17 protein-coding genes are annotated in these 25,685 nt (G+C 44.5%); 7 read left to right on the top strand and 10 right to left on the bottom strand.

Annotation, left to right across the window (positions count from 1 at the left end; translation table 11 throughout):
• Window positions 1-136: 136 nt before the first annotated feature.
• The gene (locus tag QWZ04_RS16985) at window positions 137-2,491 is read left to right on the top strand and encodes a hybrid sensor histidine kinase/response regulator (protein ID WP_290329441.1); all 2,355 of its coding nucleotides are present in this window, start codon (window positions 137-139) and stop codon (window positions 2,489-2,491) included.
• A 108-nt stretch (window positions 2,492-2,599) separates the two neighbouring features.
• Here QWZ04_RS16985 and QWZ04_RS16980 read toward each other — a convergent pair whose 3' ends face one another.
• Genes QWZ04_RS16980 through QWZ04_RS16970 form a run of 3 tightly spaced genes read right to left on the bottom strand, consistent with a single transcriptional unit; the run spans window position 2,600 to window position 4,091 of the window.
• Window positions 2,600-3,052: a copper chaperone PCu(A)C gene (locus QWZ04_RS16980; RefSeq protein ID WP_290329440.1), complete on the bottom strand. Its 453-nt coding sequence runs from the start codon at window positions 3,050-3,052 to the stop codon at window positions 2,600-2,602.
• Window positions 3,052-3,657: an SCO family protein gene (locus QWZ04_RS16975; RefSeq protein WP_290329439.1), complete on the bottom strand. Its 606-nt coding sequence runs from the start codon at window positions 3,655-3,657 to the stop codon at window positions 3,052-3,054. The genes QWZ04_RS16980 and QWZ04_RS16975 overlap by 1 nt, the downstream gene beginning before the upstream one ends.
• On the bottom strand, window positions 3,654-4,091 hold the full coding sequence (locus QWZ04_RS16970; RefSeq protein WP_290329438.1) for a hypothetical protein: 438 nt from the start codon (window positions 4,089-4,091) through the stop codon (window positions 3,654-3,656). Before QWZ04_RS16970 ends, QWZ04_RS16975 begins: the two co-directional genes overlap by 4 nt.
• Before the next feature lie 498 nt (window positions 4,092-4,589).
• On the opposite strand from QWZ04_RS16970, the gene QWZ04_RS16965 reads away from it, so the two are divergent.
• Both QWZ04_RS16965 and QWZ04_RS16960 read left to right on the top strand, forming a co-directional pair.
• A complete protein-coding gene (locus QWZ04_RS16965) occupies window positions 4,590-5,606 on the top strand; it encodes a glycosyltransferase family 2 protein (RefSeq protein WP_290329437.1) in 1,017 nt (338 codons plus the stop codon).
• Between the two features lie 211 nt (window positions 5,607-5,817).
• Window positions 5,818-6,399 (top strand): hypothetical protein, encoded by a 582-nt coding sequence (locus tag QWZ04_RS16960; RefSeq protein ID WP_290329436.1) that lies wholly within the window; start codon window positions 5,818-5,820, stop codon window positions 6,397-6,399.
• Window positions 6,400-6,431: 32 nt separating this feature from the next.
• Here QWZ04_RS16960 and glpC read toward each other — a convergent pair whose 3' ends face one another.
• The 4 genes from glpC to QWZ04_RS16940 all read right to left on the bottom strand — a co-directional run bounded on the left by glpC (window position 6,432) and on the right by QWZ04_RS16940 (window position 11,630).
• Window positions 6,432-7,655: an anaerobic glycerol-3-phosphate dehydrogenase subunit GlpC gene (gene glpC, locus QWZ04_RS16955; protein WP_290329435.1), complete on the bottom strand. Its 1,224-nt coding sequence runs from the start codon at window positions 7,653-7,655 to the stop codon at window positions 6,432-6,434.
• Window positions 7,652-8,995 (bottom strand): glycerol-3-phosphate dehydrogenase subunit GlpB, encoded by a 1,344-nt coding sequence (glpB, locus tag QWZ04_RS16950; RefSeq protein WP_290329434.1) that lies wholly within the window; start codon window positions 8,993-8,995, stop codon window positions 7,652-7,654. Before glpB ends, glpC begins: the two co-directional genes overlap by 4 nt.
• A complete protein-coding gene (gene glpA, locus QWZ04_RS16945; protein WP_290329433.1) occupies window positions 8,992-10,695 on the bottom strand; it encodes an anaerobic glycerol-3-phosphate dehydrogenase subunit A in 1,704 nt (567 codons plus the stop codon). Before glpA ends, glpB begins: the two co-directional genes overlap by 4 nt.
• 170 nt (window positions 10,696-10,865) lie before the next feature.
• Entirely contained in the window at window positions 10,866-11,630 is a 765-nt protein-coding gene (locus QWZ04_RS16940; RefSeq protein ID WP_290329432.1) for a DeoR/GlpR family transcriptional regulator, read from the bottom strand.
• Between the two features lie 521 nt (window positions 11,631-12,151).
• Here QWZ04_RS16940 and QWZ04_RS16935 point away from each other — a divergent pair.
• The gene (locus tag QWZ04_RS16935; RefSeq protein WP_290329431.1) at window positions 12,152-13,003 is read left to right on the top strand and encodes an MIP/aquaporin family protein; all 852 of its coding nucleotides are present in this window, start codon (window positions 12,152-12,154) and stop codon (window positions 13,001-13,003) included.
• 96 nt (window positions 13,004-13,099) lie between these two features.
• Window positions 13,100-14,611, top strand: a complete 1,512-nt coding sequence (glpK, locus tag QWZ04_RS16930; protein WP_290329430.1) for a glycerol kinase GlpK — start codon at window positions 13,100-13,102, stop codon at window positions 14,609-14,611.
• Window positions 14,612-14,971: 360 nt separating this feature from the next.
• Here glpK and QWZ04_RS16925 read toward each other — a convergent pair whose 3' ends face one another.
• The 3 genes from QWZ04_RS16925 to malT form a co-directional block, all read right to left on the bottom strand.
• Complete coding sequence (locus tag QWZ04_RS16925; RefSeq protein ID WP_290329429.1) at window positions 14,972-15,886, bottom strand: polyprenyl-phosphate transporter; 915 nt, start codon at window positions 15,884-15,886, stop codon at window positions 14,972-14,974.
• Window positions 15,887-16,712: 826 nt separating this feature from the next.
• The gene (locus tag QWZ04_RS16920; RefSeq protein ID WP_290329428.1) at window positions 16,713-17,396 is read right to left on the bottom strand and encodes a DUF4336 domain-containing protein; all 684 of its coding nucleotides are present in this window, start codon (window positions 17,394-17,396) and stop codon (window positions 16,713-16,715) included.
• A 153-nt stretch (window positions 17,397-17,549) separates the two neighbouring features.
• Entirely contained in the window at window positions 17,550-20,258 is a 2,709-nt protein-coding gene (gene malT / locus QWZ04_RS16915) for an HTH-type transcriptional regulator MalT (protein ID WP_290329427.1), read from the bottom strand.
• Window positions 20,259-20,768: 510 nt separating this feature from the next.
• Here malT and QWZ04_RS16910 point away from each other — a divergent pair.
• Both QWZ04_RS16910 and malQ read left to right on the top strand, forming a co-directional pair.
• Window positions 20,769-23,222 carry a glycogen/starch/alpha-glucan phosphorylase gene (locus QWZ04_RS16910; protein ID WP_290329497.1) on the top strand — a complete coding sequence of 818 codons (2,454 nt, stop codon included), beginning with the start codon at window positions 20,769-20,771 and terminating at the stop codon, window positions 23,220-23,222.
• A gap of 58 nt (window positions 23,223-23,280) precedes the next feature.
• Entirely contained in the window at window positions 23,281-25,458 is a 2,178-nt protein-coding gene (malQ, locus tag QWZ04_RS16905) for a 4-alpha-glucanotransferase (protein WP_290329426.1), read from the top strand.
• Window positions 25,459-25,685 lie beyond the last annotated feature (227 nt).

Below are 25,685 nucleotides of genomic sequence, written 5' to 3'. Positions count from 1 at the left end.
TGCATCTAGTTGAATTTAATGCAAAATCAAGCTAGTCGTCATTTGGGCTAGGGCTGAGTTCGTCAATTCGTAACAATTCTCATCTAATTAGCGTCTATGCTTAAGTCATAAAAACTAAAAATAAGCAGGCTTTCAGATGGCATTATCTCGTGGCTTATTGAACACCAAGATTCGGCTGGGTCTTGCAACACAATTGCTTATAGGGCTTACCTTGGCTGGGAGCTTGTTTGCTATTACCTCTACATTGGCGGACTCGTTTTGGGATTATCAGCGTGGAGTATCACGCAGTGATGCCGTTATCGCTTCGATCGATTCTCACTATGTATCAAGACTCAAGCAAAGCTTAATCACTGCTGATGAGTATCAGACAGAGCGGATCGCAAAAGAGCTTTATCGTTTACCAGAAGTGCAGTCAGTGACCGTATTCAATAATTGGCATGAATTGGTCAGCTTAGGGGGGGGCTCGGAATCAAGCCAAGTTATTACCTGGCCTATTTTGACCGAGAATAATACCGGTATCACTATCACCAGTAAAATGACGGTCCATCTGGCGTCGCCTCTTTCCATCGCGACTGATGCTGAGCATCTCAGACGTGTCTTTTCTACTCAGGCATTGCTCGCTATTTTTATCCTACTTGGTTTCTATCTTTATTTAGAAAAGAGCATTATCGTTCCGGTAAAGCAGTTAGCTAACCAAGTGGAAGAAATGGATGGTGACCGCCTACCGAAAAAAATAAAACTGCAATCCCGTCTATTTAAAGATGAAGTTACTCTTTTTATCCAAAGGTATAACCATTCAGTTAACCGAATTCGAAATACTTTCTTGGAGTTGTCTGATCGTTGCTTAGAGGCCGAAGACGCCAAAAAGCGGAAAAGTGAATCAATGGCGACAGTCAGTCATGAAATTCGGACTTCTTTAAACGGTGTTTTTGGCTTGATTAGTTTGCTAAAAGAGAAGCCAAGTGAAACTGAGCTTGATGAATACATCGGTTTGCTGCAACACACGGCTGAGAGTTTGCAAGATCTGGTGAATGACATTCACGATTTGTCTCAAATTGAAGTCGGCGAATTATCTCTGTGTACAGGCATGATTAATATCGCTGAAATGGTTGCAGATATCGATGCCTCTTTTAGGGCTGTGGCCACAGAGAAGGAGTTATTGTTTCAGTGCACGGTGGACTCGAGTATTAATCCTCAACTTGTGGGTGATAAAGCAAGACTGCGTCAAGTGTTAAGGAACTTGGTCAGCAATGCGGTTAAATTTACTGAAAATGGTTATGTTTTACTGGATGTACAGCATCTGTCTTACGACGATGATTCGGAAACGCTGTTAATAGAAGTGAAAGACAGTGGTATTGGCATTGCGAAAGAGCAGCACGAGACCATTTTTGAGCAAGCGTTTTGTGAAAACAGTGACGGGGCTGTGTGTCGGAAAAATACCGGTATTCGGTTAGGGCTCTCTCGCCACTTAGTTCGTTTGATGGGCGGGGATCTAAAGATCGACAGTGAACCGGGTTTAGGCAGCCATTTCTTTTTTACTTTGCGTTTAGCGACTCATCAAGAAGCATTGAATCAATACGATCAGAACGACAAGGTGACGTTACCTCGAGCTTTAGTGGTGGATGACAGCCCCTTTAATATGAAGATTACATCATTACAGTTGTCTAAAATGGGATTGGATGTTCACAGTTGTGGCGATGAAACTCAAGTTATCAAACTGCTGGCGGACGCTCAATCGGAGGGAATGCCGTATCAACTGATTGTGTTAGACAAAAATATGCCGCAGATTGACGGGGTAGAGCTTGCTGCCTCTTTCGATAAAAAGTTACCTGAGCCTATTCCGTCGGTTCTTATGATCTCTGCGGAGGTATTAGATTATCAAGATTTGAAACCTCACGGCATTGATAGTTATTTAAGCCGCCCATACCGAAATGAAGAGTTGGAGCATCGAGTTCTCAGTTTACTGAGACCCGTGATGACTCACTATGTCGGTATGCCACCAGAGCAACAGCCTGATTCCCGTGATAGTGCGATTCAAATACTGCTGGTGGAAGATCAATTTTCTAATCAAGTGGTGATGAAAAAAATGCTACAGAGATTAGGTGTCGAAGTTGATATTGCTAAAAATGGTCGAATTGCGGTGTCTAAATGTGCCGTCAATTATTACGACCTGGTGTTCATGGATTGCCAAATGCCGGTTATGGATGGATTTGAAGCGACAACCTCGATTCGAAAAATGGAAATTGGCAGCACTGCTCGTGTGCCGATCGTCGCGCTGACCGCAAACGTGTTGGCGGAAGAAAAAACACGTTGCTTCGAAGTAGGAATGGATGGATTTGTGTCTAAGCCTGTAAATTTCAGCAAGCTTTCTCATACTTTGCGTAGCCATATCGCTACGTTTGAATTTTTGGTGGAAAACTCATCGTCACCTTTTTCTTCTTCGACCAGCGGAGGTGGAAGCAAGCAAAAGACGAACAGTGGCAAAGGTTAATACGTTCGTTGTATAAAAGAACAGCGCTGATTCAGCGCTGTTCTTGTTTTAGAGGTTGATTCTTGCCTAGCGCCTAGCGCCTAGTGCCTAGTGCCTAGTGCCTAGTGCCTAGTGCTTATGCTTCATGCCTTTCATCACTTTTTTTATCGGAGCTGTGATGATTTGGGTGTCGCCATTTTTCATGGTAAGCGTAAGCTCAATGCTGTCATTTTCAGCAAATGGCTTTTTAAGGTCAAAAAACATGATGTGTAGGCTTCCTGGTTTCAGTGTCGCCATACCGTTGGCCGGAATCTCAATTTCAGAGACTTGGCGCATTTTCATCATATCGCCTTCTTTTACATGGTTGTGTAGTTCCACCTTTTCAGCTGCAGCGCTTGTCGCTGAAACAATGTAGCGCGCAACATCATTGTTGTTGTGCAGCATCATAAAGGCCGCACTTGCTGGCGCATTGGGCGGTGTGGCTCTTGCGTAAGGGTTATGAACTTCAAGAGGTTCAAGAGACGCCGCCTGTGCGAATGGAGTTAGCAATAGAGCTGTTAACAGTAGAGGCTTAAGTTTCATTATTGTTCCTTCATTATGGAGGTCATCGCCGCAACAATAGGTGCTGGTGATAAAGTGTGTGGAACTTTGGAGATCAGGGTTCCATCTGGTTTTAGAAAATAGAAATAAGAGCTGTGATCAAGTGTGTATTTCATTGCAGAGTCTTTCATTTCGGTTTTACGAAAGATCACGCCATATTTGTCAGCCAATGGTTTGGTTACCGTTAAAGGAGCTGATAACCCTTCGATATTTGGATGAAAATAGTGGGCATAGGTTGCAGAGTCTTCGGCGCCATCTCTCTCAGGATCGAGCGAGATAAACATAGGCCTAAATTGGTTCAATTGTTGTGGGTCTAACTCATTTAGCGCACCAGCAAGCATGGCAAGTGACGTTGGGCATACATCTGCGCAGCGCGTAAAACCAAAATAAACAACACGAACGCGAGTGTCTTCGCCATCGAAAATATCAATGCTTTTATTGTCTTTTCCTACCAATAGGCCATTAATGGAGTTCGCGTGCGTTTGCTGTGTTTCTACTCGTACTTTTGCTTGTTCATCTATGTAGGCCTTAGTGCCTAAACCGAGCGCAAACGCAACAACAATGACGAGTGACCAGTTTTTATTCATCGTTCCATCCTTATTGCAACGTTCATTTTTTGATTATTTCCTGTGATCTGCCCTAACCAAGTCATGTTGTCTGTGGTGCATACTGGCAACAATAAAATGCCTTGGTACACCCCTTCTTCATTTCTATCAAGTTGGAAGCGCAGAGTGCCCATTTCCATCTCCATACCATTGAGTTCTAGCCGCAATTGTTCGGCATCACTGTTAGGCCAGTTTACGGATAAAACGGTTGGCTTTAAGGGGTGAAGGACATTTTGCTCAAGTTGCGCGCTCATGTCTTCTTGAGTACAGGTCTCATTACTTAGGTGGCAATATTGGGAAAGGTCGATAGGGTCGTTAGAGGGTTTGACCAAAGTCAGCAGGTCTTGTGCATAGAAGCCTGTCGCGAGGGCGGCCACTACTAACGTCATTGGCATTAATTGTTTTGCCTGAATCATGTCGTCGCTTCCTTAGAGGACTGAAAACAGCGTATCAGCAGTCAGATAATGTCGGCGATGTTACCACAAAGTCTTACTTATTAATGAATTAGGTTGCGTTATTGTGATGCGAATTATGGCTACGTAGAGTCTAGTTAAGTGCTTTAAATAAAATGGTTTGAGCTTTTAAATAAATAGTGGATATCAGCCAAAATAGGCCTATGAAGAAAGAGTGTAACAATATGTGAGTATTGACGGTGTGTTTATTCTTCCCTCGCTGAGCGTTTATGTTTCAAGCGTATGATCAATGAGAGTTTTTCATTTTACCTATTATATTTTGTGTAAATAACAATCAAAATGATTCCATATAAAATTATTTTAAATTCAATCTTTAGCTAATATAGTGTTTACTTATCACTTCCTCCTTATTTTCCTCACATTTATCCATTATTGTGGTATTCGTACGGTATAGGTGAGTGAAGTATCGATTTGGATAAATATAGTTTGAAAGGAAATGAAGTGGAATTAGTAAAGAGCGGCAAAGATAACGATGAAATTCTGCTGTCGGTTATTGTTCCCTACTTTAATGAAAAAACCGTTTTGCCTATTCTCCATGCCAGGCTCGTTAAGGTTTTAAATGAACTGCCTGAATCTTGCGAAATTGTGTATATCGATGATGGCAGCACCGATAAAAGCCATGAAGTGATTGATGGCTTTAGTGACGAAATTACGTGTACTAGAAGCATCGTATTGAGCCGAAATTTTGGCAAAGAAGCGGCAATGAGTGCGGGTTTGAAGTACTGCAGAGGTCAAACGGTTATCTTGCTTGATGCTGATTTACAAGATCCGCCAGAGCTTATCCCGGACATGATCGCGAAGTGGCGCGAAGGCTATGATGTCGTAAATATGCAGCGTAGCGAGCGTTTAGGTGAAACACGCATGAAGCGCGCGTCTGCGGCGCTTTTCTATCGACTGTTGAACTCGTTAGTTAAGAATAATATCCCCGAAAACGTCGGAGATTTTCGCCTATTGAGCCGCAGAGTAGTGGAACACATTAATGAACTGCCTGAACGTAACCGATACATGAAAGGTTTGTTTATGTGGCCGGGCTTTGAGCACGCGACGATTCAATATCAACGTGATTCTCGCTGCGCAGGCGAAACGAAGTGGAATTATTTTAAACTGCTTGGTTTAGCTGTCGATGGCATCACCTCCTTCTCTATCAGGCCTCTTCGACTGGCGACTTTCTTTGGCTCGATTGTTGCGCTTGGTGCGCTCATTTTTGGTGGGTTCATTGTGGTTAAAACCATGGTTTTTGGTGAAACCGTGTCAGGCTACCCAACTATAATGGTTGTGCAATTAGCTTTGGGGGGCATTCAGCTGTTGAGTATCGGCCTGTTGGGCGAATACATTGGGCGAATTTTTATTGAGTCCAAGGCAAGGCCTGTTTATGTAGTGAAAAGCCTACAAGACAGACAACGTAAGCAAGATGGCGCAGCGCCTGCAGAAACACCTGTAGATGCTGTGGTTAAGTAAAACCTGCATATTGAATGTTGATGGGTACGTACTATAAGGTATGGATCTAAATAAAGTAGCGGATAGAAATGGGCAGAATGACTCTGCGTTTTTCATCCGCTTTTTTGTTTTCATGCCGAGTTAGGGAAATTGTTGTGATGGGGTACTTGAATCGAGACCAGAAAATCTCTAGCCTTACGGCAGATTATTGCTTCGATGGATAAAATACACAATGAGCGCACTGACAGAGCAACAAGAACAAGCCATTTCAATATTCAAAGAAAACCTTCATTTACCGGGTGGTGGCTTTCACGCACTCATTGTTGATCTGTGTAAAGAGCATCAACTGCCGTTTCAAAAGGTTCGTTCTGTCCTTAAAAAGTCACAGGCTTCGGTTGAGAAACAAATACGTTCCGATTTTACCAGCATTAGTGACAGCGATTTGACCAAAGAAAATTGGTTGGCAATCATCGAACAGGCGCTTATTCCTTTAGCTAAAGCAACCCCTGCGGTAATGGTCAGCTTAACGCAGCATGAACCCTACCAGCGCCTGGTGGCATCCATTAAGCAAGGTATCGCCAACGAAGCTCAAAGACAGGATCTGTTAGTTGAGATAGAAGTCATCTATGAGCAGCAAGTATGCAAAACTCTTAAAGCAATGCTCTATACGACCGTTTTGTATTGGGAATTGAGTGATGATGTCTTCAACATGAATGCGGAATTACGCCAAAAATTCAGCGAATATCCGCAATACATGGAAGCGACGCAGCACCTATTTGAGTTATGGCAGCACGTGAAATCGGCCGCTATCTAAGCCTTAAGTGCTTGCCATTTATGTGCTGTGTTTTATGCCAGCGCTTGGGCGATGAGGCTAATCGGGTGAATGGTCTCTAGCCCAGAATTCTCTTCGATTTGCCATTTACAGGTTTCGCAATCGGTAATGGCATAGTCGGCGCCAGAGGCTTTGATGGTGTCAAATAAGTGCTGGCCAATCTTCATAGACACATCGTAATTTTCCTCTTTAAATCCGTAAGTACCTGCAAGGCCACAGCATTCACTATCTAAGACAATGACCTCTAACCCAGGGATCATCTTAAGCAATTCTATGGTGAAGATAGCACCACCACTGCGCTCAAGGTGGCAAGGAGTATGGTAAACAATGCGTTTGTTTAGAGGCTTCATTGTCGGCATATTACCACTCATAAATTCACGCAGTAGAAAGCGAGTCACGTACTGAATTCGGTCAGCAACACCACTGTTGTCGACGTTCAACACGTGGGGGTATTCTTGTTTTAATGTGAATGAACATGTAGAAGACGTAGACAGCACGGTGGTGTTGTATGTATCTACTGTGTTTTGCAACTGCTTGACGTTTAGCTCTGCATTCTTCCGAGCTTTGTCATGAAATCCGTTGGCAATTAATGGCACGCCACAGCACTTTTCTTTATCGAGTAGACGAACTCCAACACTCATCGAGTTCATGACTTTGATGAAATCTTTGCCCAACTGAGGATGGTTATAATTGACGTAACAGCCATGAAAATAGGCGACTTGCCTAGGATAAAGCGGCTGACTGGTGCAGTTTTGTTTGAACCAGCGTCGAAAGGTTCCATGGGAATATTTTGGCAGAGACTTATGGTCGTGCACACCGATAGTCTTATGCATGATCTTTTTTACCACCGGAATAGAAGTGGCAAAATTAACGATCGGTGCAAAAGGGGTTGCGATGCTTCCGAATAAATCCGTATGGCTAAGAACGAAGTCTCGCATCGTTTTCGGGTTGAGTTTTAACTCGCCGAACTCACCCCGTGCGGCGGCAATCATGTCGCCAATTTTTACCCCTGATGGGCAGGCGGTTTCGCAGCGTTTGCAGTTGGTACAGTGTTTTAACGCTTCGTCATAAAACGCTGGGCTTTTCATTCGTAGCCTTTCGCCATCAGGGCCGCACTCTTTAGGTCCTGGGTAGTCGGGGTTAGCTTTGGCTACTGGGCAATAGACGGTACAAACGGTGCATTTTAGGCACTGATCAAAGCTGGTGTCTTTTCGGATAGGAGTCAAAGTGTCACTCATAATGGAGCCTCCGATTGAACGTGGTGATCGGTTTGAACATGTTCTGTTGATGCCAGTGCTTGGTTTGCGGCATGAAAGCCAGTACAGATCGCCACTCCGCCACCGGAGCCCTCGGAAATAGGATTGTAATGAGCCAAGATGGCACCAGCACAAAATAGGTTTTTTACGGTGTGCTGCTTAATGCTTGGGTTTAATCTGTGGTTGGTGACGACGCCCATTTCCAAAAACGGATGCGATTGGTCAGTGAAAAAATCATGCTGATGCCAGTTTTCACGTTGTTGATAAGGCGCGAGATCAAGGCCAAAAACTGGCTCGGCGATCAGCTGGTGGCTTGCGTGTAATCCTTGGCTAAAAAAGCTGCCTGTCGCAAGGATGAAGCGCTTAGCCTGCAGTGCATGATCTTGTAGGTTACGTGTGTAGATCTTGTCTAACTGAGCGGTTTGCCCGCTGTATTTGAACTCTCCGCTGATCACTTGATCGCCGCGAAGATGAACGCCTCCTTGGCGAATAAATGCTCGGCTCATCGCCTCTTCTAAACGAATACCCAGTAATGATGGGGGCATAGTAGGGACTTCATGTATTCGTAGTCCGGTTAAGTCACGAAGTTTATTCAGCCATACTAGGCCGTCGCCATTTCCCATGATGGCCGGCATCACAACCAAATCCGACGGTGCCGCAATGCGAAGCAGTTGATCGGCAAAGGCCTTAAGGGCGTCATCACTGCGCAGCAACCTTGCAATATCGATAGAGCGCAATTCACACGGGTTGCGCTTCAATTGTTCGAAACCTGGTACTGTTACACGAGCACTTGAAATTGTGAGTCGCTCAAAGGCGGCATAGCGTCGAAAATTGTCCGCAGCTAATTCTGGGTGAAAGTCTCGAAACCCATCAATGCCGACAAAGGTAACTTTGCTCAATTCATGGCAATCGAGGTCAGTTGGCATCTGATAAACAAAGGGTTGCGATAACCAAGTTGATTTTAGTGTCCCTAAAGGTGTGATTCGTAGATGATTACTGCCGTCGTCTTGATGAGTTAACGGAATCCCCAAGGAGGCCATGATCGTTTTGTACCACTCTAGCGCAGGCCAAATATTGTCGTTACCTAATTTGCTATAAGGATGGTGAGGAGCGAGTTGCGTGAGGGATTTCACTCCTTGCTGCGGTTTATCGATGTCGCAGCCATTAGGTAGTTTCGCTAGTACGTCAATTGAACCTGAAGAAAAATGCAGTGCACTTTGACCATGAGAAATGACAGCAGTCTTACGGCCAAGCTCTAAACTTCGTAACGCCGCGCTATAGCCTGCAAGGCCTCCTCCAATCACAATCGTGTCGAAATTCATAGTTGCTCCTGCGGGCGAATCGCCGTTTTATTTTGTTTATTCGTTTTAGTGGTTGTTTGCGCTTTATTGCTGGATGCGCCTGCTAGCGTTTCAAGTTGACCGGCACCAAATAGGCCTTCATAAATCCAGTAGCTAAATTCGGCTTCACGCAGTGCGTCGCCCCAAAATACAGGTTTAATGCCTTTCCATCGCTCTTCCAAGAATTCACTTAATAGCAAGCTTGCTTCGTGGCCGTCCAGTTGTGCGTGTTGCTCAAATAAACTCGCGGCACGATAGGTGCATAATTCCCCCTGACATGGGCCCATGCCTAATCGAGTGCGACGACGCAGGTCGACCAAGTTATGTACGTCGAGTTTCTTGATGGCGTATTCAATCTCTCCTGCGGTGACCATTTCGCATTCACAAATTACGGCTTGGCGCTGGGCGTCGCTCGTGAGAAATTGTTCTGCGCGTTCACCGTGACGATAAACCGCAGATTGATAAACAGGTTTTGCGAGGCTGGCGGTTTTCTTAAGCGGTTTTTTTAACTCGGATGAGCCCGGAAGCAGTTCACTGTGGGTTGTACATGGGACAGTGTTGCCCAGTTTTTTAGCGACCAGATCGGTTGTCCATTCCGCCATTAACCTAGAGGTCATCAGTTTGCCGCCAGTAATGGTAGTGAATCCTTGCAAACCATCTCGCTCCGCATGATCGAGTAACACAATACCACGGCTGATGTTGCGACCACTGCCGTCGTCATCGACAGCAACGAGTGGCCTTACTCCGGCATAGGCTCTCAAGACGCGAGTGTTGGCCATGATTGGGGCGAGTTTTGCTCCTTCTTCCAATAAGGTATCAACTTCTTTGTTTGAGACTCGTAAATTGTCTATTTGGTCGTAATCAATGTGTTCTGACGTCGTTCCGATTAGAGATATTGTGTCGCCAGGGACTAATATATCTGCGTCGGATGGTTTGCGGCAGCGGTTAATCACCAAGTTATTGATACGATAGTCCAAGATCAGTAAAGAGCCTTTGGCTGGGAACATTTTGATGCGTAAATCGCCGTACTCAGCGATTTGTTGCCCCCATATACCCGCGGCGTTGATCACTTCGGTAGCATAGATTTCAAACTTGCTTTGATTCCGGCTGTTAAAACACCGCACGCCAATAACGGTATCTTGTTCTCGAATAAGCTGTGTTACCACACTATGGGTAAACAGACGTGCGCCGCGCTCTTTAGCATCGAGTACATTAGAAGAGCACAACCTAAATGGGTCGAGTGTTCCATCTGGTACTTGTACCGCTCCAAGTAAAGCTGGGTTAACGTTAGGTTCGCGCAGCAGTGCTTGTTTTGGTGTTAGTTTTTCGGTACTGATCCCGGCTTGTTGGCAGGCGGAGATGAATGTGTCTTGGAAGCTGAGTTCGTCTTCGGGAAGGGTGACAAACAATCCATTGGTTGACTCGACGCAGTGACTGGCCACTCGCTTTAATATTTCGTTTTCTTGAATACATTCTTTCGCTGATTCAATATCAGTGACAGCGTAACGTGCCCCGGAGTGCAATAAGCCGTGATTTCGGCCTGTAGTGCCAGATGCTAAGTCGTCTCTCTCTATTAAAATACAGTCGATGCCACGCAACGCGCAGTCACGCATGATCCCCGTACCGGTTGCTCCACCACCAATGATGACAACTTGAGTTTCAAAGCGAGGGTACTTAGTCATATAACGCACTCTTAAGCCAATTAGACACAGTGTTAGTGTGTCATTATTTTCATTATGAGTGAATGATCATGCTCACAAATGCGCGAACGAGCATTTTAATTTCGTTTTGAGTTTGTGATAAACAAAAAAACCCACCGTGTTGGTGGGTTCTGAATTTTTGAACATTATTGTTAGTTGGCTATTTCAATCGCCACTTCATGCTCTTTAATGATCGCACTAAGTGCTTCAGGCGGTGTTTGGTCGGTAATGATGAGATCGACTTCGGTAATACTGCCCAGTTTGACCATCGCATTGCGGCCAAATTTTGAGTGATCGACACCTAAGTAAACACAGCGACTATTTTCGATGATGGCTCTTTTAACGCGAACTTCATGGTAGTCAAAATCCAGTAGCGAACCATCGTAGTCGATACCACTGATCCCTAAGATACCAAAGTCCAATCGAAATTGAGATATGAAGTCGAGGGTTGCTTCCCCTGTGACTCCACCATCTCGGTTACGAACCTCACCACCGGCCAAAATGACCTTAAAATCAGGTTTGGTCATAAGAATCGTTGCCGCATTGATGTTGTTGGTGACAATCCTAAGTTGTTGATGATTATCTAGTAATGCTCTCGCAACTTCTTCAGGGGTGGTGCCAATATCAATGAATAACGTCGCACCATCTGGAATGTGTTTTACCAGGGTTTGGGCGATACGTTGTTTCTCTTGTGAAGACATCACCTTGCGGCTGTTATAAGACGAATTTTCAGAGCTGGTGATGATGGTTGCTCCACCATGATTGCGACGAATTCGGTTACTGTCGGCCAGTTCATTGAGATCGCGGCGGATTGTTTGTGGGCTCACATTAAAGCGTTCGACTAAATCATCCGTGCTTACATAGCCGTGAGTTTGAACTAAATCGATAATTTCTTGATGGCGTTTGCTCGCTTTCACGCACTGTTCCCTTCTAAACGTAATCATTTACCCAGTAAGTGTACTCGTTGGAGTGGTGATTTCAATTAACGAAAGCGGTTGTTGCTAGCAATATTGATTGCAAACAGAGTTTGCTGTTTCAAATTTATCGTTAACTTGAACAGCTACTTACGGAGAGAGATATTACAAAACTGTTATTAATTGGTAGTGAGTGACGAAAATTTGATGCGCGAATCGGGTTTTAAAAGAATATCGCTTGCTGGGTTGGTGGTAAAGGCTTCAAATGCCATAGAGCTATTATTCTAATGCGGGTGATATATGAGCTAATTAACATTTTGTAAGGTTTCATTAACGAAATCCGTGTTCGAACGCTCAATTTCGAGCGTAAAGTGTTTTCGAATGACAGATTGTGTGCAAAATAGCCTCACACACAATGCGTGATAAGAGACAATGCGTGAAAAGCGACAAAGAGTGAATACAGGCAACGTGTGAAAAGAAACATAACGTGAATGATGACAAACAGATAAATAAAGGACTAAATCATGACGACGAAAAGGCAACACACTCTTTTCGGAGAGTGCTTGGCAGAGTTTATAGGTACGGGGTTGTTAATTTTCTTTGGTGTTGGTTGCGTTGCAGCACTGGTATTAACGGGCGCGGAATTCGGTCAATGGGAAGTAAGCATTGTATGGGGTTTTGGAGTTGCGATTGCGATTTACTGCACCGCTGGCGTATCTGGGGCACATATTAACCCTGCTGTGACCATTGCACTTGCTGCATTTCACGGTTTTGACAAGCAAAAAGTATTGCCATATATCGTGGCGCAGATGGCGGGGGCGTTTTGTTCTGCGGCATTAGTTTATGGCTTATACAGCAACTTATTTACCGACTATGAAATTTTGCATAACTTTGCACGTAGCAGCGAAGAAGCATTGTCGACTGCAGGCATTTTTTCTACCTACCCTCATGCCTCACTTTCTTTCTTAGGTGCTCTTGCGGTTGAATTTGTTATCACAGCGGTGCTTATGTTTGGCATTTTGGCATTAGGTGATGAGAGTAATGGAGCGTCTCGTGGCCCGATGAATCCGCTGTTAATTGGTGTATTAATTGCCGTTATTGGTGGTTCACTCGGTCCACTGACTGGCTTTGCAATGAACCCTGCTCGCGACTTTGGACCTAAACTTTTTGCCTATTTTGCAGGTTGGGAGCATGCATTAACGGGAGCTAAAGACATTCCTTACTTCATTGTGCCTATTCTAGGGCCTATTGCTGGTGCGTGTTTTGGTGGTTGGTTATATCCAAAAGCGATAGCGGCTTACTTACCGGTTGAAGGGCAAGGTTGTACTATCCCTAATCAATGCGATACCGATGAAGCAGAAGAAGCAAATGCTTAATAAATAGAATGCCTCATAAAGGCTGCGAATAAGAATAAACGAAATTGTACCTACACTTATATCAATAACAGAACATGAAACAACAAGGATCCCATCATGACAGAGCAAAAATATATGGTAGCCCTAGATCAAGGGACCACCAGCTCACGTGCTGTAGTACTTGATCACGACGCAAATATTGTCAGCGTGTCACAGCGTGAATTCACCCAAATATACCCTCAAGCAGGTTGGGTAGAACACGATCCAATGGAAATATACGCAACTCAGAGTTCAACGTTAGTTGAAGCACTTGGTAAAGCAGGCATTAGCAGTGATCAAGTCGCCGGTATCGGCATTACCAACCAGCGTGAAACCACAATTGTCTGGAACAAGGACACTGGTAAACCAATTTATAATGCAATTGTTTGGCAGTGTCGCCGTACTGCGAGTATCTGTGAAGAGCTCAAAGCGGAAGGCTTAGAAGAATACGTCCGCGAGAATACAGGACTGGTGCTTGACCCTTACTTTTCTGGAACCAAAGTAAAATGGATACTGGATAACGTAGAAGGGGCACGTGAAGACGCCGCTGCTGGAAAATTGTTATTTGGTACGGTTGATACATGGTTGGTGTGGAAGATGACTCAGGGGCGTGTTCACGTGACTGATTACACCAATGCATCTCGAACTATGTTATTCAACATCAACACGCTTCAGTGGGATGAAAAGCTGCTTAAAGCGCTCGATATTCCTTTAGCAATGATGCCAGAAGTTAAGCGTTCTTCAGAAGTGTACGGCCAAACCAATATTGGTGGTAAAGGCGGAACTCGTATTCCTATTGCGGGCATTGCTGGTGACCAACAAGCGGCCTTATATGGGCAGATGTGTGTCGAAGCGGGTCAGGCGAAGAATACCTATGGTACGGGTTGTTTCTTGTTGATGAATACTGGGCAAGAAAAAGTGACCTCCACAAATGGTCTATTAACCACCCTAGCTTGTGGTCCAAACGGTGAGCCTGCTTATGCATTAGAGGGGGCTGTATTTATGGGGGGCGCTTCTATTCAATGGTTGCGTGATGAAATGAAGCTGCTCGATGACGCGCACGATTCAGAGTATTTTGCGACTAAGGTAGACACATCGAATGGTGTGTATGTCGTGCCAGCATTTACCGGATTAGGTGCTCCCTACTGGGATGCCTATGCACGTGGAACCATTGTTGGCCTTACGCGTGGTGTTAACTCGAATCATATTATTCGTGCGACATTAGAAAGTATTGCTTATCAGACACGTGACGTGTTGGATGCGATGCAAGCGGATTCCGACATCAAGCTTGCAGCTCTGCGCGTAGACGGTGGCGCTGTTGCCAATAACTTCTTAATGCAGTTCCAATCAGATGTGTTGGATACCGAGGTACACAGACCTAAAGTAACGGAAGTAACAGCACTTGGCGCTGCTTACTTAGCGGGTATTGCTGTGGGGTACTGGGATAGCTTGGAAGAGTTGCAAGGCAAAGCAGAAATTGATCGAAGCTTTGTTCCGAATAGTGACAAATCTAAGCGAGAGCAGCGTTACACGGGGTGGAAACGAGCAGTACGATGTGCTCAAGTTTGGGCTGAAATGAAAGACGAGTAGTGTTTCATGCTAGGATTAAGTCTAAATTATTATAGGTTTGATTAGCCTAAAACAAAAAAGCGGAAGGTATACCTTCCGCTTTGTTATTTACCAGTCAAATTGTTTGATTAATGTTCAATTAATGCTTGAGTCGCCATCGGCAAACAGTGATAATAGCGCCGGTCAAAAATCAACCGGAGAATTCCCATGAACCCAACGTTAGATAACCTAACTTACCGTACCGCTGTTACTTTTCGTGAGCTTGCAGTCTACGGCATGCCAATTTTATTAATGGCTATCGCAATCATTTTCTATTAATCACGTTATCAGCTTAAATCGCCCAAGTGCGCATGCACACGGAAGGGCAATCTCCACTCTTCATTAATCTTTACTAGAAAACTTCTCAAGACCCCAAACTAATCCGATACCTGCAAGCATCATGACCACGGCTAGAACAACGTGCGATGGCTCTGAAGTGATAGATTCAAATTCAAACGGGCTTAAATTGTGCTGAAGCAATGGTACTTCTTCTCCCTTGGAGTTTGTACGCCAGCTAATGGTTTCTTTCCATGGCCAGATTTTCGGCAGTGTACCTAGCATTAAACCGGTTAAAAACATTAACGTGAAGCTACGGAAGCGCTTTAACAGCCACGACAATACGTGAGAAAAGCTTAGTAGACCTGCCGCGCAACCCAGTGCAAATAGCATGAGTACATCAATTTGCAAGCCTTTCGCTGCTGCTAATACAGGTGCATACATGCCTAGTAGCAATAAGATAAAGCTGCCTGAAATGCCTGGTAAAATCATGGCACAAATCGCAATGGATCCAGCAAAGAACACATTCAAGTTAGTGTCTGACATTTGCAGTGGGCTTAGCACTGTAATGCCATAAGCAAAGAAAACCCCAAACACAAAGAAAAGCCCGGTGAAGAGATCTCGTCTTTCAACTTCTTTTAATACGTGTATGACCGAGATAATGATCAAGCCAAAGAAGAACGACCAAGTTGGAATTGGATGGGTAACCAATAACCAAGAAATGAGTTTGGCAAGGGTCAAAATACTGGAAATGATGCCACTAAATAGTGTGATCAAAAATACGCCATTGATATGAGCAAACGCGGCTTTAAACCCTTCGCGTTTCCAAATACCAAATAAAGAAGGGTTAATACGTCTGATGCTTTCCAGCAGAGTATCGTAGATGCCAGTAATGAAGGCTATGGTGCCGCCAGAAACACCAGGTACAACATCTGCAGCACCCATGGCAACGCCTTTAAAAAAGGTTTTCAAAAGATTCATTAAAATATTTAGTCTTAGAATTCGAGGTGCGAGAATTATGATATAGATTGAATGGCTTTGAAAGTGATTCTGACTATGTATTGTTCTAGTGCAGTACCACGCACGAACCAGAGCTATAAAACTTGGCACACATACTGCTTATATATAAGTGACCCTTTTTAAAGCCGAGGGTCACCTAGCCAACTGACGTTGTTAGTGAACCTATTGTTCACACTATATATCAGCCAATTGCTTCATGCGATTGGCTATTTTTTTGCTTGTAGAAAATATTAAAATGTAACTTATTGTTTTTATAGTTTATTTTCCAATAATTTGATGTTGTCACACTAAAGTGGCCCCTTGCTATAGCTTGGCTCTTATTTATTTGGATTTATTATGAAATGAGGCGCTAATCAACTTATATATTACTCAATTACTTTCACATTTTGCATCTGTTTGCATTTTGCAAGTGCACTATGCGAATAACCTTGATAAAAGCAATGGAATTTGGGCGGTAAGTCACCAAAATAGCATTTATTAAGTTGGCACGGTTTCTGCTTATGTATACGTGACCCTTTTTAAAGCCGAGGGTCACCTAGCCAACTGACGTTGTTAGTGAACCTATATTGTTCACTTATTTATTACAGCCAATTGCTTCTTATAGCAGTTGGCTTTTTTTTGTCTTAAATTTGGATTGGTTATAAAAGAGTAGTGGGAAAACGGCGAGAACGTGGGTTATTTGTGTGATCTTGATTCAAGAATATTGCTATTGATTGATTTAATAATAATGGGGGTGGGAGCTTCTGCTGCGTCTCCATTTAACTTTAATTAGAGAGTTATTTCCATCTTATTGAAATGCCCACCAAAAAGCCTCATAGAACGCTTCTTTCGCATCTTGTTCAACGACCAAACCATTACTCGACAGCATGCGATCAAATGGCCATGTCATCACTTCTTGCACTGATGCGCGCAGCTGAGTTTTGTTTTCCAAAGCCATGCGTTCGATAACGGGAAGGCGAAACTCTCGATAGGCGCCTGCGAATGATGCCGAAATTTTCTGGCGGTAAGGTAAATGAGCTTGGTTGCCTACCAGTTGATCTGCGAGGATTAAGGTTTTGCTTTCTACATCGCAAAATACAATCTTTCTCGGTTTGCGTATGCCTAATATAGCGGTTTGAAGTAACTGGCCTTTCCACAATGGATTGGTATCTGAACCAAGCGCGGCGTCGAAATTTAAGTCAGAGCGCTTTTGGATTAGGGACGGAGTCGCGAAAAAATAAGCTTGGGAGTACGCGAGCCACCAATCAGATAGGGCGTCATGGTAATTGGGGGATGGCTCTACGATGGCTTTAATAGGGCCAAGTTCAGACAGCTCAATTTGAAGTTGCGTGGTGAGTTCGATAGGCGAAAACACGACCAAGTTACCATCGTTAAGCTTTAAGACTATCATGCGTCTTAAGTGATGGCCGACAATGTGACGGCATGGCATGTCTGCGTACCATAGCCTATTTGGGTGCCACTCTATCAACATAATGTGCATCCTAGCGTAATTATTAGGGATCTAGTAAGTCGTGCATGTGAGCGTGATCCTTCACCCTCACTATACGTATCACTTATCTGGCATCTACTTTTTGAGAGCATAAAATCCGATGATAGGTGAGTGTTACTATTACCATAGAATAGGTTAATACCCCATTAATTTTAAGAGGTTTTCTGCCGTTTCAATCGCTTCTTTTCGATTTGCGATATTGAGCTTTTGATACAGATTACGAATGTGCGTTTTAATGGTGGTTCCAGCTACATCCAACTCTTGGGCTATTTGCTCGTTACTGAACCCTGAATAGATCAAACCCAGTACTTGCCATTCACGTTGAGTGAGTGGGCTTGTGCGGATTAGCTCAGGGATGTTTGGATGCGTCACGAGTTTTTCAACAAAGCTTTCATCAAAATGAACAGAGCGGCTTCGTTGCTTGCTAGAGATGTCTTTCATGAGCTGCTGAGCGCGGTGGCGTTCTAAGTCATCAAGCCCCGGTTTACTCATTAATCGCTCAAGAATTTTATCTATCGATGCGCCATCAATTAAAAAATTACCTATCATGCCAGTTTGATTAGTTAAGCTTAATGCCAGTTTCAGTTGCGCTTCAGCGTGCTCAATATCCCCGAGCTTAACCGCAATCACGGCTTCAACAACCAAGTTACGATTTTGGTCGGTGAGTAATTGGTGCCTTGCTGCTTCTTTTTGTAGATTTGCGATGGTTACTTTGGCGTCGTCACACAAACCTAGCGCTGCTTGAGCACGAGCAATGTTTCTCCATTGTAATTGATAGAAGTGGTTGCTGTAGTTTACTGGGCGAATAGCTTCGGTTAACCACTTTTCAATCGCGCTGTTATCGCCACGAGTTTGCCAGTAAAGTAATAAAGACAGTGAGGCGTTAGCGGTCCAATCTATGTGGTAATGTGACTGCTGCAACAGGTGCTGAATTTGTTCGATAAAGCGTGAGGCTTTATCGAGCTCTCCACGGGCTAAAGCGAGGCGTGCTAACATTGAATAGCTATGTAAGTGCTTACTAGGATCTGATTTACCCAGTACATCGATACCTTTATAGGCGCACTCTTCTGCTTCATCCAAACGATTCCAGCACCAGAGTACTTGAGCTCGTAGCCTTAGTAAGAATTCGTGCAGAGGAAGCTGGTGCAAATGGTGTTCTTCAACCAGTTTGAATGCAGAGTCTTGTACTTCATAAGCGGCTTGTACAAACCCTTGAGCGATCAATATTTCACTTTGTTGTAGCAATGCCCAAAGTGCTTGAGGGATGATGTGATACTGACGGGCTAATTTTTCAGTTTGCTGCATCAGTGGTAGCGCCCTGTCTAAGCGACCAAGCACATGGTTAACTTCACCAACAACAGACGTAGCGACAATGCGGCTGCGATAAGTGGTGGAGTGAATTTGTTCCAGTGCCAGTTCAGCAAGTTCAAGCGCTTCTTCTGGTTTGTTCATATTGATGGCAATTTGAGCAAGTAGAGCGTTGATTTGGCCTTTGTCGTCAGAGGTCAACTCTATGTTGCGTTTTTCCAGTTCGAGCTCTGCCAATGCAAGCATGTCGGCAACATCGTTATATTGATGTTGACTTTGAGCGAGCCATGCTCGTAATAACGGCAGTTTAGGAGTGGCATACAGTTGGTCGTCAGTTAAGGACACCATGGCTTTTTCAACTAACACAAGCTCACCGCGGTTGAACATGCTCCAGCCGTATTGATCCAATATTTGTGTAACCAACTCGCCACTATTCGCTTTCAGTGCATGACTTAGTGCTTGGTTCGGGTTGCCTTGATTTAACCACGCATTGGAAGCATCGTTATGGAGTTGTTCTTCTTGCTGTGGGATACGAGCTTTACGCTCATGAGATAAGAATTCGCCAAACAAATTATGGAAGCGATACCAGTTTTGTTCCCCTTCCAGCGGGTAAATAAACAAGCCGAAACGGTTGAGCGATTCAATCATGTTTAACGTATCTTCTCGCTTGGTGAGTTCGGCGGCTAACGCATCATTAAACGTATCTAACACAGAACATTGCATCAAAAATTGGCGAGTTTCACTATCGAGTAAGTCAAACACTTCTTCGACTAGGTAGTCCCATAAGTGGGCGTGATTGAATTGCGTTACAGAAACAGCAGACTGAGCTAAGGTGCGCTTTTGATGCTGTGCTTGCAACGCGATGAGTTGCAATGCGGATGGCCAACCTTCTACATAGGTACACAAGGTGTTCGCTGTGTCGTCATCAATGCCTTCGGTCACGCGTTGATTAAAGAAGCGTGTGGTTTCTTCGTTATCAAACGCCAAGGATTCGTTGTCGATTTCTATTAATAGATCGCGAACGCGCAGGTTTGCAGTCCCTAGTGGCGGTGTGGCGCGAGTGGTGACAACAATTGTGAGGCACTCTGGCATGTGTTTTAAGAAGAAACGCATGGCTTCATGAATATCATCGCTATCGATCATGTGATAGTCATCGAGCACCACATAACACTCTTGTTGATATTCATTTAACTCGGTAAACAATTCACCGAATAAGTTGGTTGCAGAAGAAAACTGGCGACGCTCTGCTAACGCTTGCGCATTTGGGCAGGCATTTTGCGTTGCTTTGTTAAGGGCTTGAATAAAATAGTTTACGAAGCGAAAAGTGTCGTTGTCGTTTTCATCAATGCTAAACCAACCGACATTGGATTTATCTGCTAACCATTGAGCGGCCATGGTTGTTTTGCCATACCCGGCTGGCGAGCGGAAAAGAACAAGTTTATAGCATGGCGCTTGTTGCAGGATATCAAGAACTCGAGGGCGTAAAATAGCATTGTGCAAGCGGCCAGGACGAGTCAGTTTTGATGGGATCCACATAGTTATTATCTTTTTTTGTTGGGGTTGCTGGTGTTGATACTACTCATCGATCCCACTCACATCCATGATCAAGTTCAGAATTGTATATATACAGCGCAATATGACCCTACTACGCCTTATATTTGTGATGATCATCAACTTGTGTGGCATTGTAATCAAGTTACCTATTGCTATTTACACGATAATTGTCGATTTTGGTATGCATGCAGTGTTCTATTACAAGACGATATGTGATCAACTTTGCATTATTAGTAAAGAGAAGCAGGGATGTAATGAAAGCTGGTGGTGGTTATTAAACCGTCAACTGAACGGTTTGATGTGAAGGAAGTCACGCCCGGATATGAGTAATCCGGACTTTTTGTGAGTAGCCTCACTGAATGTGTTTCACCACCTTCTCTACGCCCTTGCCTCTCCTCCTTGTCCTCCCTTGTTTTAGGAGGATGTTTCGCAAACTCTGTCCATGCAGGATATGGGTATTAAATGGATTACACCTTAAAGCGAGATTTCAAGATGAAGCCTACTGAACAACTGAAATTTGATAAAGAGCTGTTTAAGCGCTCGGTAAAAAAACACCTAGCGTCTACTTACGCTGTTAAAGTTGAAAATGCTGATAGTCGTGCATGGTACCTAGCAATGGGTCGTGCTCTTGCTGAGCTAACGACGTTTGACCTGTTAGAAACAGAAAACGATCCAAAAATCAAAAATGCAAAAAGCCTAAACTACCTGTCACTCGAGTTTTTGATTGGTCGTCTTACGGGCAACAACCTCATCAGCATGGGTCTTTACGAGCAAATCACTGAAGCAATGGGCGAGTTAGATCAAAACCTAACGGATCTTTTGGAAGAAGAACGCGACCCATCTTTGGGTAATGGTGGTTTAGGCCGTCTGGCTGCGTGTTTCATGGATTCATGTGCTGCGCAAGAATACCCAACAGTGGGTTATGGCTTGCACTACGAGTACGGCTTGTTCAAGCAATCATTTAAAGAAGGTCACCAACAAGAAGCACCAGACGCATGGCGCGGTGTTGAAGGTTACCCTTGGGAAGTGGCTCGTCCTGAGCTTGCTCAAGAAATTGGCTTCTTTGGTCATGTTGAAGTGTACACAGAAAACGGCAAAGAAAAGCGTCGTTGGGTTCCTGGAATGCACGTACAAGGCATGCCTTGGGATTTACCTATCGTTGGTTACCAAAGCAACACAGTTTACCCATTACGCTTATGGGAATGTCGCGCTATCGCTCCTTTCTCTCTAGAAAGTTTTAACAATGGCGATTACTTCGAAGCGCAGCACGCACTCATCGATGCGGGTAACATCACCAAAGTTCTTTACCCGAACGATAACCACGAAAAAGGCAAAACACTTCGCCTAATGCAACAGTACTTCCATTCTGCAGCATCTGTTCGTGATATTTTGCGTCGCCACGAAGCGGCAGGCCACACACTGGCTGACCTACCTAAGCTAGAAACGATTCAGCTTAATGATACTCACCCAACGATCGCTATCCCTGAATTGATGCGTATCCTTGTGGATGAAAGAGATCTATCTTGGGATGCTGCATGGGAAATCTGTTCTCATACTTTCGCATACACTAACCACACATTGCTTCCAGAAGCGTTGGAAACATGGAGCGAGTCTTTGATTCAGCGCCTACTTCCTCGTCATATGGAAATCATCTACCAAATCAACCACCTGTTCCTGCAAGATGTACGTGCTAAGTGGCCTGGTGATGTAGCAAAACAACAGAAACTTTCTATCATCCAAGAAGGTTTCCACCGTATGGTTCGCATGGCTAACCTTTGTGTTGTTGGTTCATACGCAGTAAACGGCGTAGCGGCACTTCACTCACAATTGGTTAAGCGTGATTTATTCCCAGAATTCAACGAACTATATCCAACGCGTTTGCATAACGTAACCAATGGTATTACACCTCGTCGTTGGTTGAAGTTCTGTAACCCAGGCCTATCTGACCTTATTTCGGATAAGATCGGTACCGAGTGGCCAGGCAAACTTGAGCAGTTAGAAGAAATTGCTAAGTACGCAGAAGATAAGAAATTCCAAAAAGAATACATGGCTGTGAAGAAGGCGAATAAACAACGTCTGGCTGATTGGGTTCAAGAGAACATGGATATCGAACTCGATACCAATGCTATCTTTGATGTTCAAATCAAACGTCTTCACGAGTACAAGCGTCAGCATCTAAACTTGCTGCACATCTTGTCTCTATACCACCGTCTATTGAATGATCCTACGTTTGATATGGCGCCACGCGTTGTGTTCTTTGCTGCCAAAGCGGCTCCGGGTTACCACCTAGCGAAAGAGATCATCTACGCAACGAACAAGATTGCCGAGAAAGTGAATAACGACCCTCGCATCGCTGGCAAGCTGAAAGTGGTCTTCGTTCCTGATTACCGTGTAAGCATGGCTGAAATCATCATTCCAGCAGCAGACGTTTCTGAGCAAATCTCTACAGCAGGTAAAGAAGCTTCAGGTACGGGTAACATGAAAATGGCTCTAAACGGTGCACTTACTATCGGTACGATGGACGGTGCAAACGTTGAGATCCGTGAAGAAGTGGGTGACGACAATATCTACATCTTTGGCCTAGACGTAGATGGTGTGGAATCAGTGAAAGCGAGCGGTTACAACCCGTTTGATTACTACAATGCGGATCACTTACTTAAGTCTTCTCTTGACCTATTACTTGGTGATGAGTTCACTCCAGGCGAACCAGGTAAGTTGCGTGCAACGTACGACAGCCTACTAGATGGCGGTGACCCGTACTTAGTGCTTGCTGACTTCGCATCTTATGTGAAAGCGCACGAAGACATGGATGCTCAGTACCGTGACCAAGCCGGTTGGGCTAAGAAAGCGATTCTAAACACGGCACTTGTGGGCAAATTCAGCTCAGACCGTAGTATCCGTGATTACGTTAATAATATTTGGAAACTAGAAGCGGTTAAGCGTTAAGTTTCCATAATTACACCCTACCAAGAAGGCGGGTTAATTCCCGCCTTCGGAGAGAGCGATGAAAAAGCAAACAGTATTAAAACAAGTCGCTGAAATGGCTCGTATCACCGACAGTTATGTTAGCGCATGGGGCGACGAAGCGTTTGTTTCGGATGACACCATTCGACACCTTCTTTCTGCACTCGGCTACGATACATCCAGTGATGAGTCACTATTGAAGTCTGCCGAAAGGAAGCATAAAAAGGATGTACTACCGCCTGTGCTTGTATTGCAAGATGATGCTCCAGTTCATGTGGAACTGCATCTTGGAGCGAGTGCACGTGAAAGTGAATTCAGTTGGCGTTTAGAAACCGAACAAGGTGAAGTTCTAGAGGGCTACCTGCAATCTCAAATCGTCAGAGACGAGCGAGATCAGGGTGGTCCTTTAGTGTTTGCACTGCCAAGTGGACTTTCTTGGGGCTATCACAAACTGATTGTTAGCCGTAAGCGCCGTAAAACGCCTTACGAAATGACGTTAGTGATTACGCCTAAAGCTTGTTATAAGCAAGAGCCTTTACAGTGTGGTAAAAAGATCTGGGGTCCTAGCGTACAGCTGTATACCCTTAGAACAAGCCATAACTGGGGCATCGGTGATTTTGGCGATTTAAAACAACTGGTTAGCGAGATCGCATCACGTGGTGGCGATTTTGTTGGTTTGAACCCAATTCACTCTCTCTTCCCTGCCAATCCAGAAGGCGCGAGCCCATATAGCCCGTCTTCTCGTCGTTGGTTAAACGTTCTATATATTGATGTGAGCTCAGTCTCTGAGTTTGCATTAAGTGCAAAAGCCCAACAACTTGTTGGTAGCAGTGCTTTCCAGCAACGTTTACAAAAAGCGCGTGATGCTCATTGGGTGAATTACACCGAAGTGTCGGCGCTAAAAATGAGCGTGCTGCCTATGCTGTTTGACGAGTTTAAAACTCGCCATATCGCTAGTAAAACAGACCGTGCGGCTGACTTTCATGCATTTGTAGAAGCCGGAGGCGAAAGCTTGCTTCAACAAGCCTCTTTTGATGCATTGCATGAGCATTTGCATAACGAAGATGATCAAATTTGGGGTTGGCCGGTCTTCCCTGAAAATTACCGTAAATTTGATAGCCCAGCGGTTAAGAAGTTTATTGAAAAAGAAAGCGATAAAGTTCAACTGCACATGTACTTGCAGTGGCTAGCAGACGGTCAAATTAAAGAAGCGCAAGCACTGGCTGAAGAAAAGGGCATGTGCATTGGTATCTACCGAGACCTTGCCGTTGGCGTTGCCGATTCAGGCTCAGAGACTTGGGCTGATAAAGACGATTTATGTCAGGATGTGAGCATCGGTGCTCCGCCGGATATTCTTGGTCCGCTAGGTCAAAACTGGGGTCTACCACCGCTTAACCCACAGCAGCTTCAAGTGACGGCTTATCAACCATATATTGATTTGCTACGTGCAAACATGAAGCATTGTGGCGCGCTTCGCATCGACCACGTATTAGGCTTATTACGCCTATGGTGGATACCAAAAGGTGAAGACGCAACAAAAGGGGCGTACATCTACTACCCAGTGGAAGACATGCTAGCCATTTTGGCTCTAGAGAGTCACCGCTACCGTTGTTCTGTGATCGGTGAAGACTTGGGTACCGTTCCTGATGAGATTGTCGAAATCTTGGCTGATGCCGGTGTGCATTCATACAAAGTCTTCTTCTTTGAAACAGCTGAAGATGGGGGTTATTACTCTCCAACGCATTACAAAGATCAGTCGATGACGGCTCTGTGTACGCACGATATGCCAACGTTACGTGGCTTCTGGCACTGTGAAGATTTGAAAACAGGGCAAGAGCTTGGGCTGTACCCAGACCCCGTCCAGCTTGAAGGCTTGTTTGATGATCGTCTTAAGTGTAAACAAGAAATCATTAACAGCGTAGCAGGCCACGGTTATTTGCCTGATGGCGTTGGACGTGACGCATCCTTGGTTCCTATGGACAAGCATTTGAGTGAAGCTCTGCAGGTTCATGTTGCGGCAGGTTCTAGTGCACTATTAAGCATTCAATTAGAAGATTGGCTGCAAATGGATAAGCCGGTAAACATTCCAGGTACCGTGAATGAATACCCGAACTGGCGTCGTAAACTGTCGATGAACTTGGACCAAGTCTTTGGTAACAATGATGTGAACCATATTGCGGCTCGCATTACCGAAGTCCGCCGTAAAGCCAGTCAATAATGATGAGAAAACAAAGTGGTATAAGGAGTTGCCTAATTTATGCAAGCACTGTCACTTTGTAAGAACCATGGTAGACTGAGCACACTTTGTTGTGCGTTTATACGGTAAAGTCTCATCCTTAGGGGTGAATTAAGTGCTCGCCCTTTAAGGGCGAGCATTTTTCATAATAATGGAATATCAATCCTTGTTATGCATGGGTTGAAATGAGAGATATCTCATATGTGTCA

This window comes from Vibrio tapetis subsp. quintayensis, assembly GCF_030409945.1.
GTDB classification, from domain to species: Bacteria; Pseudomonadota; Gammaproteobacteria; order Enterobacterales; family Vibrionaceae; genus Vibrio; species Vibrio quintayensis.
Note: the sequence above shows the minus strand (reverse complement) of the source record. Positions and strands in the feature narration are given on the sequence as shown.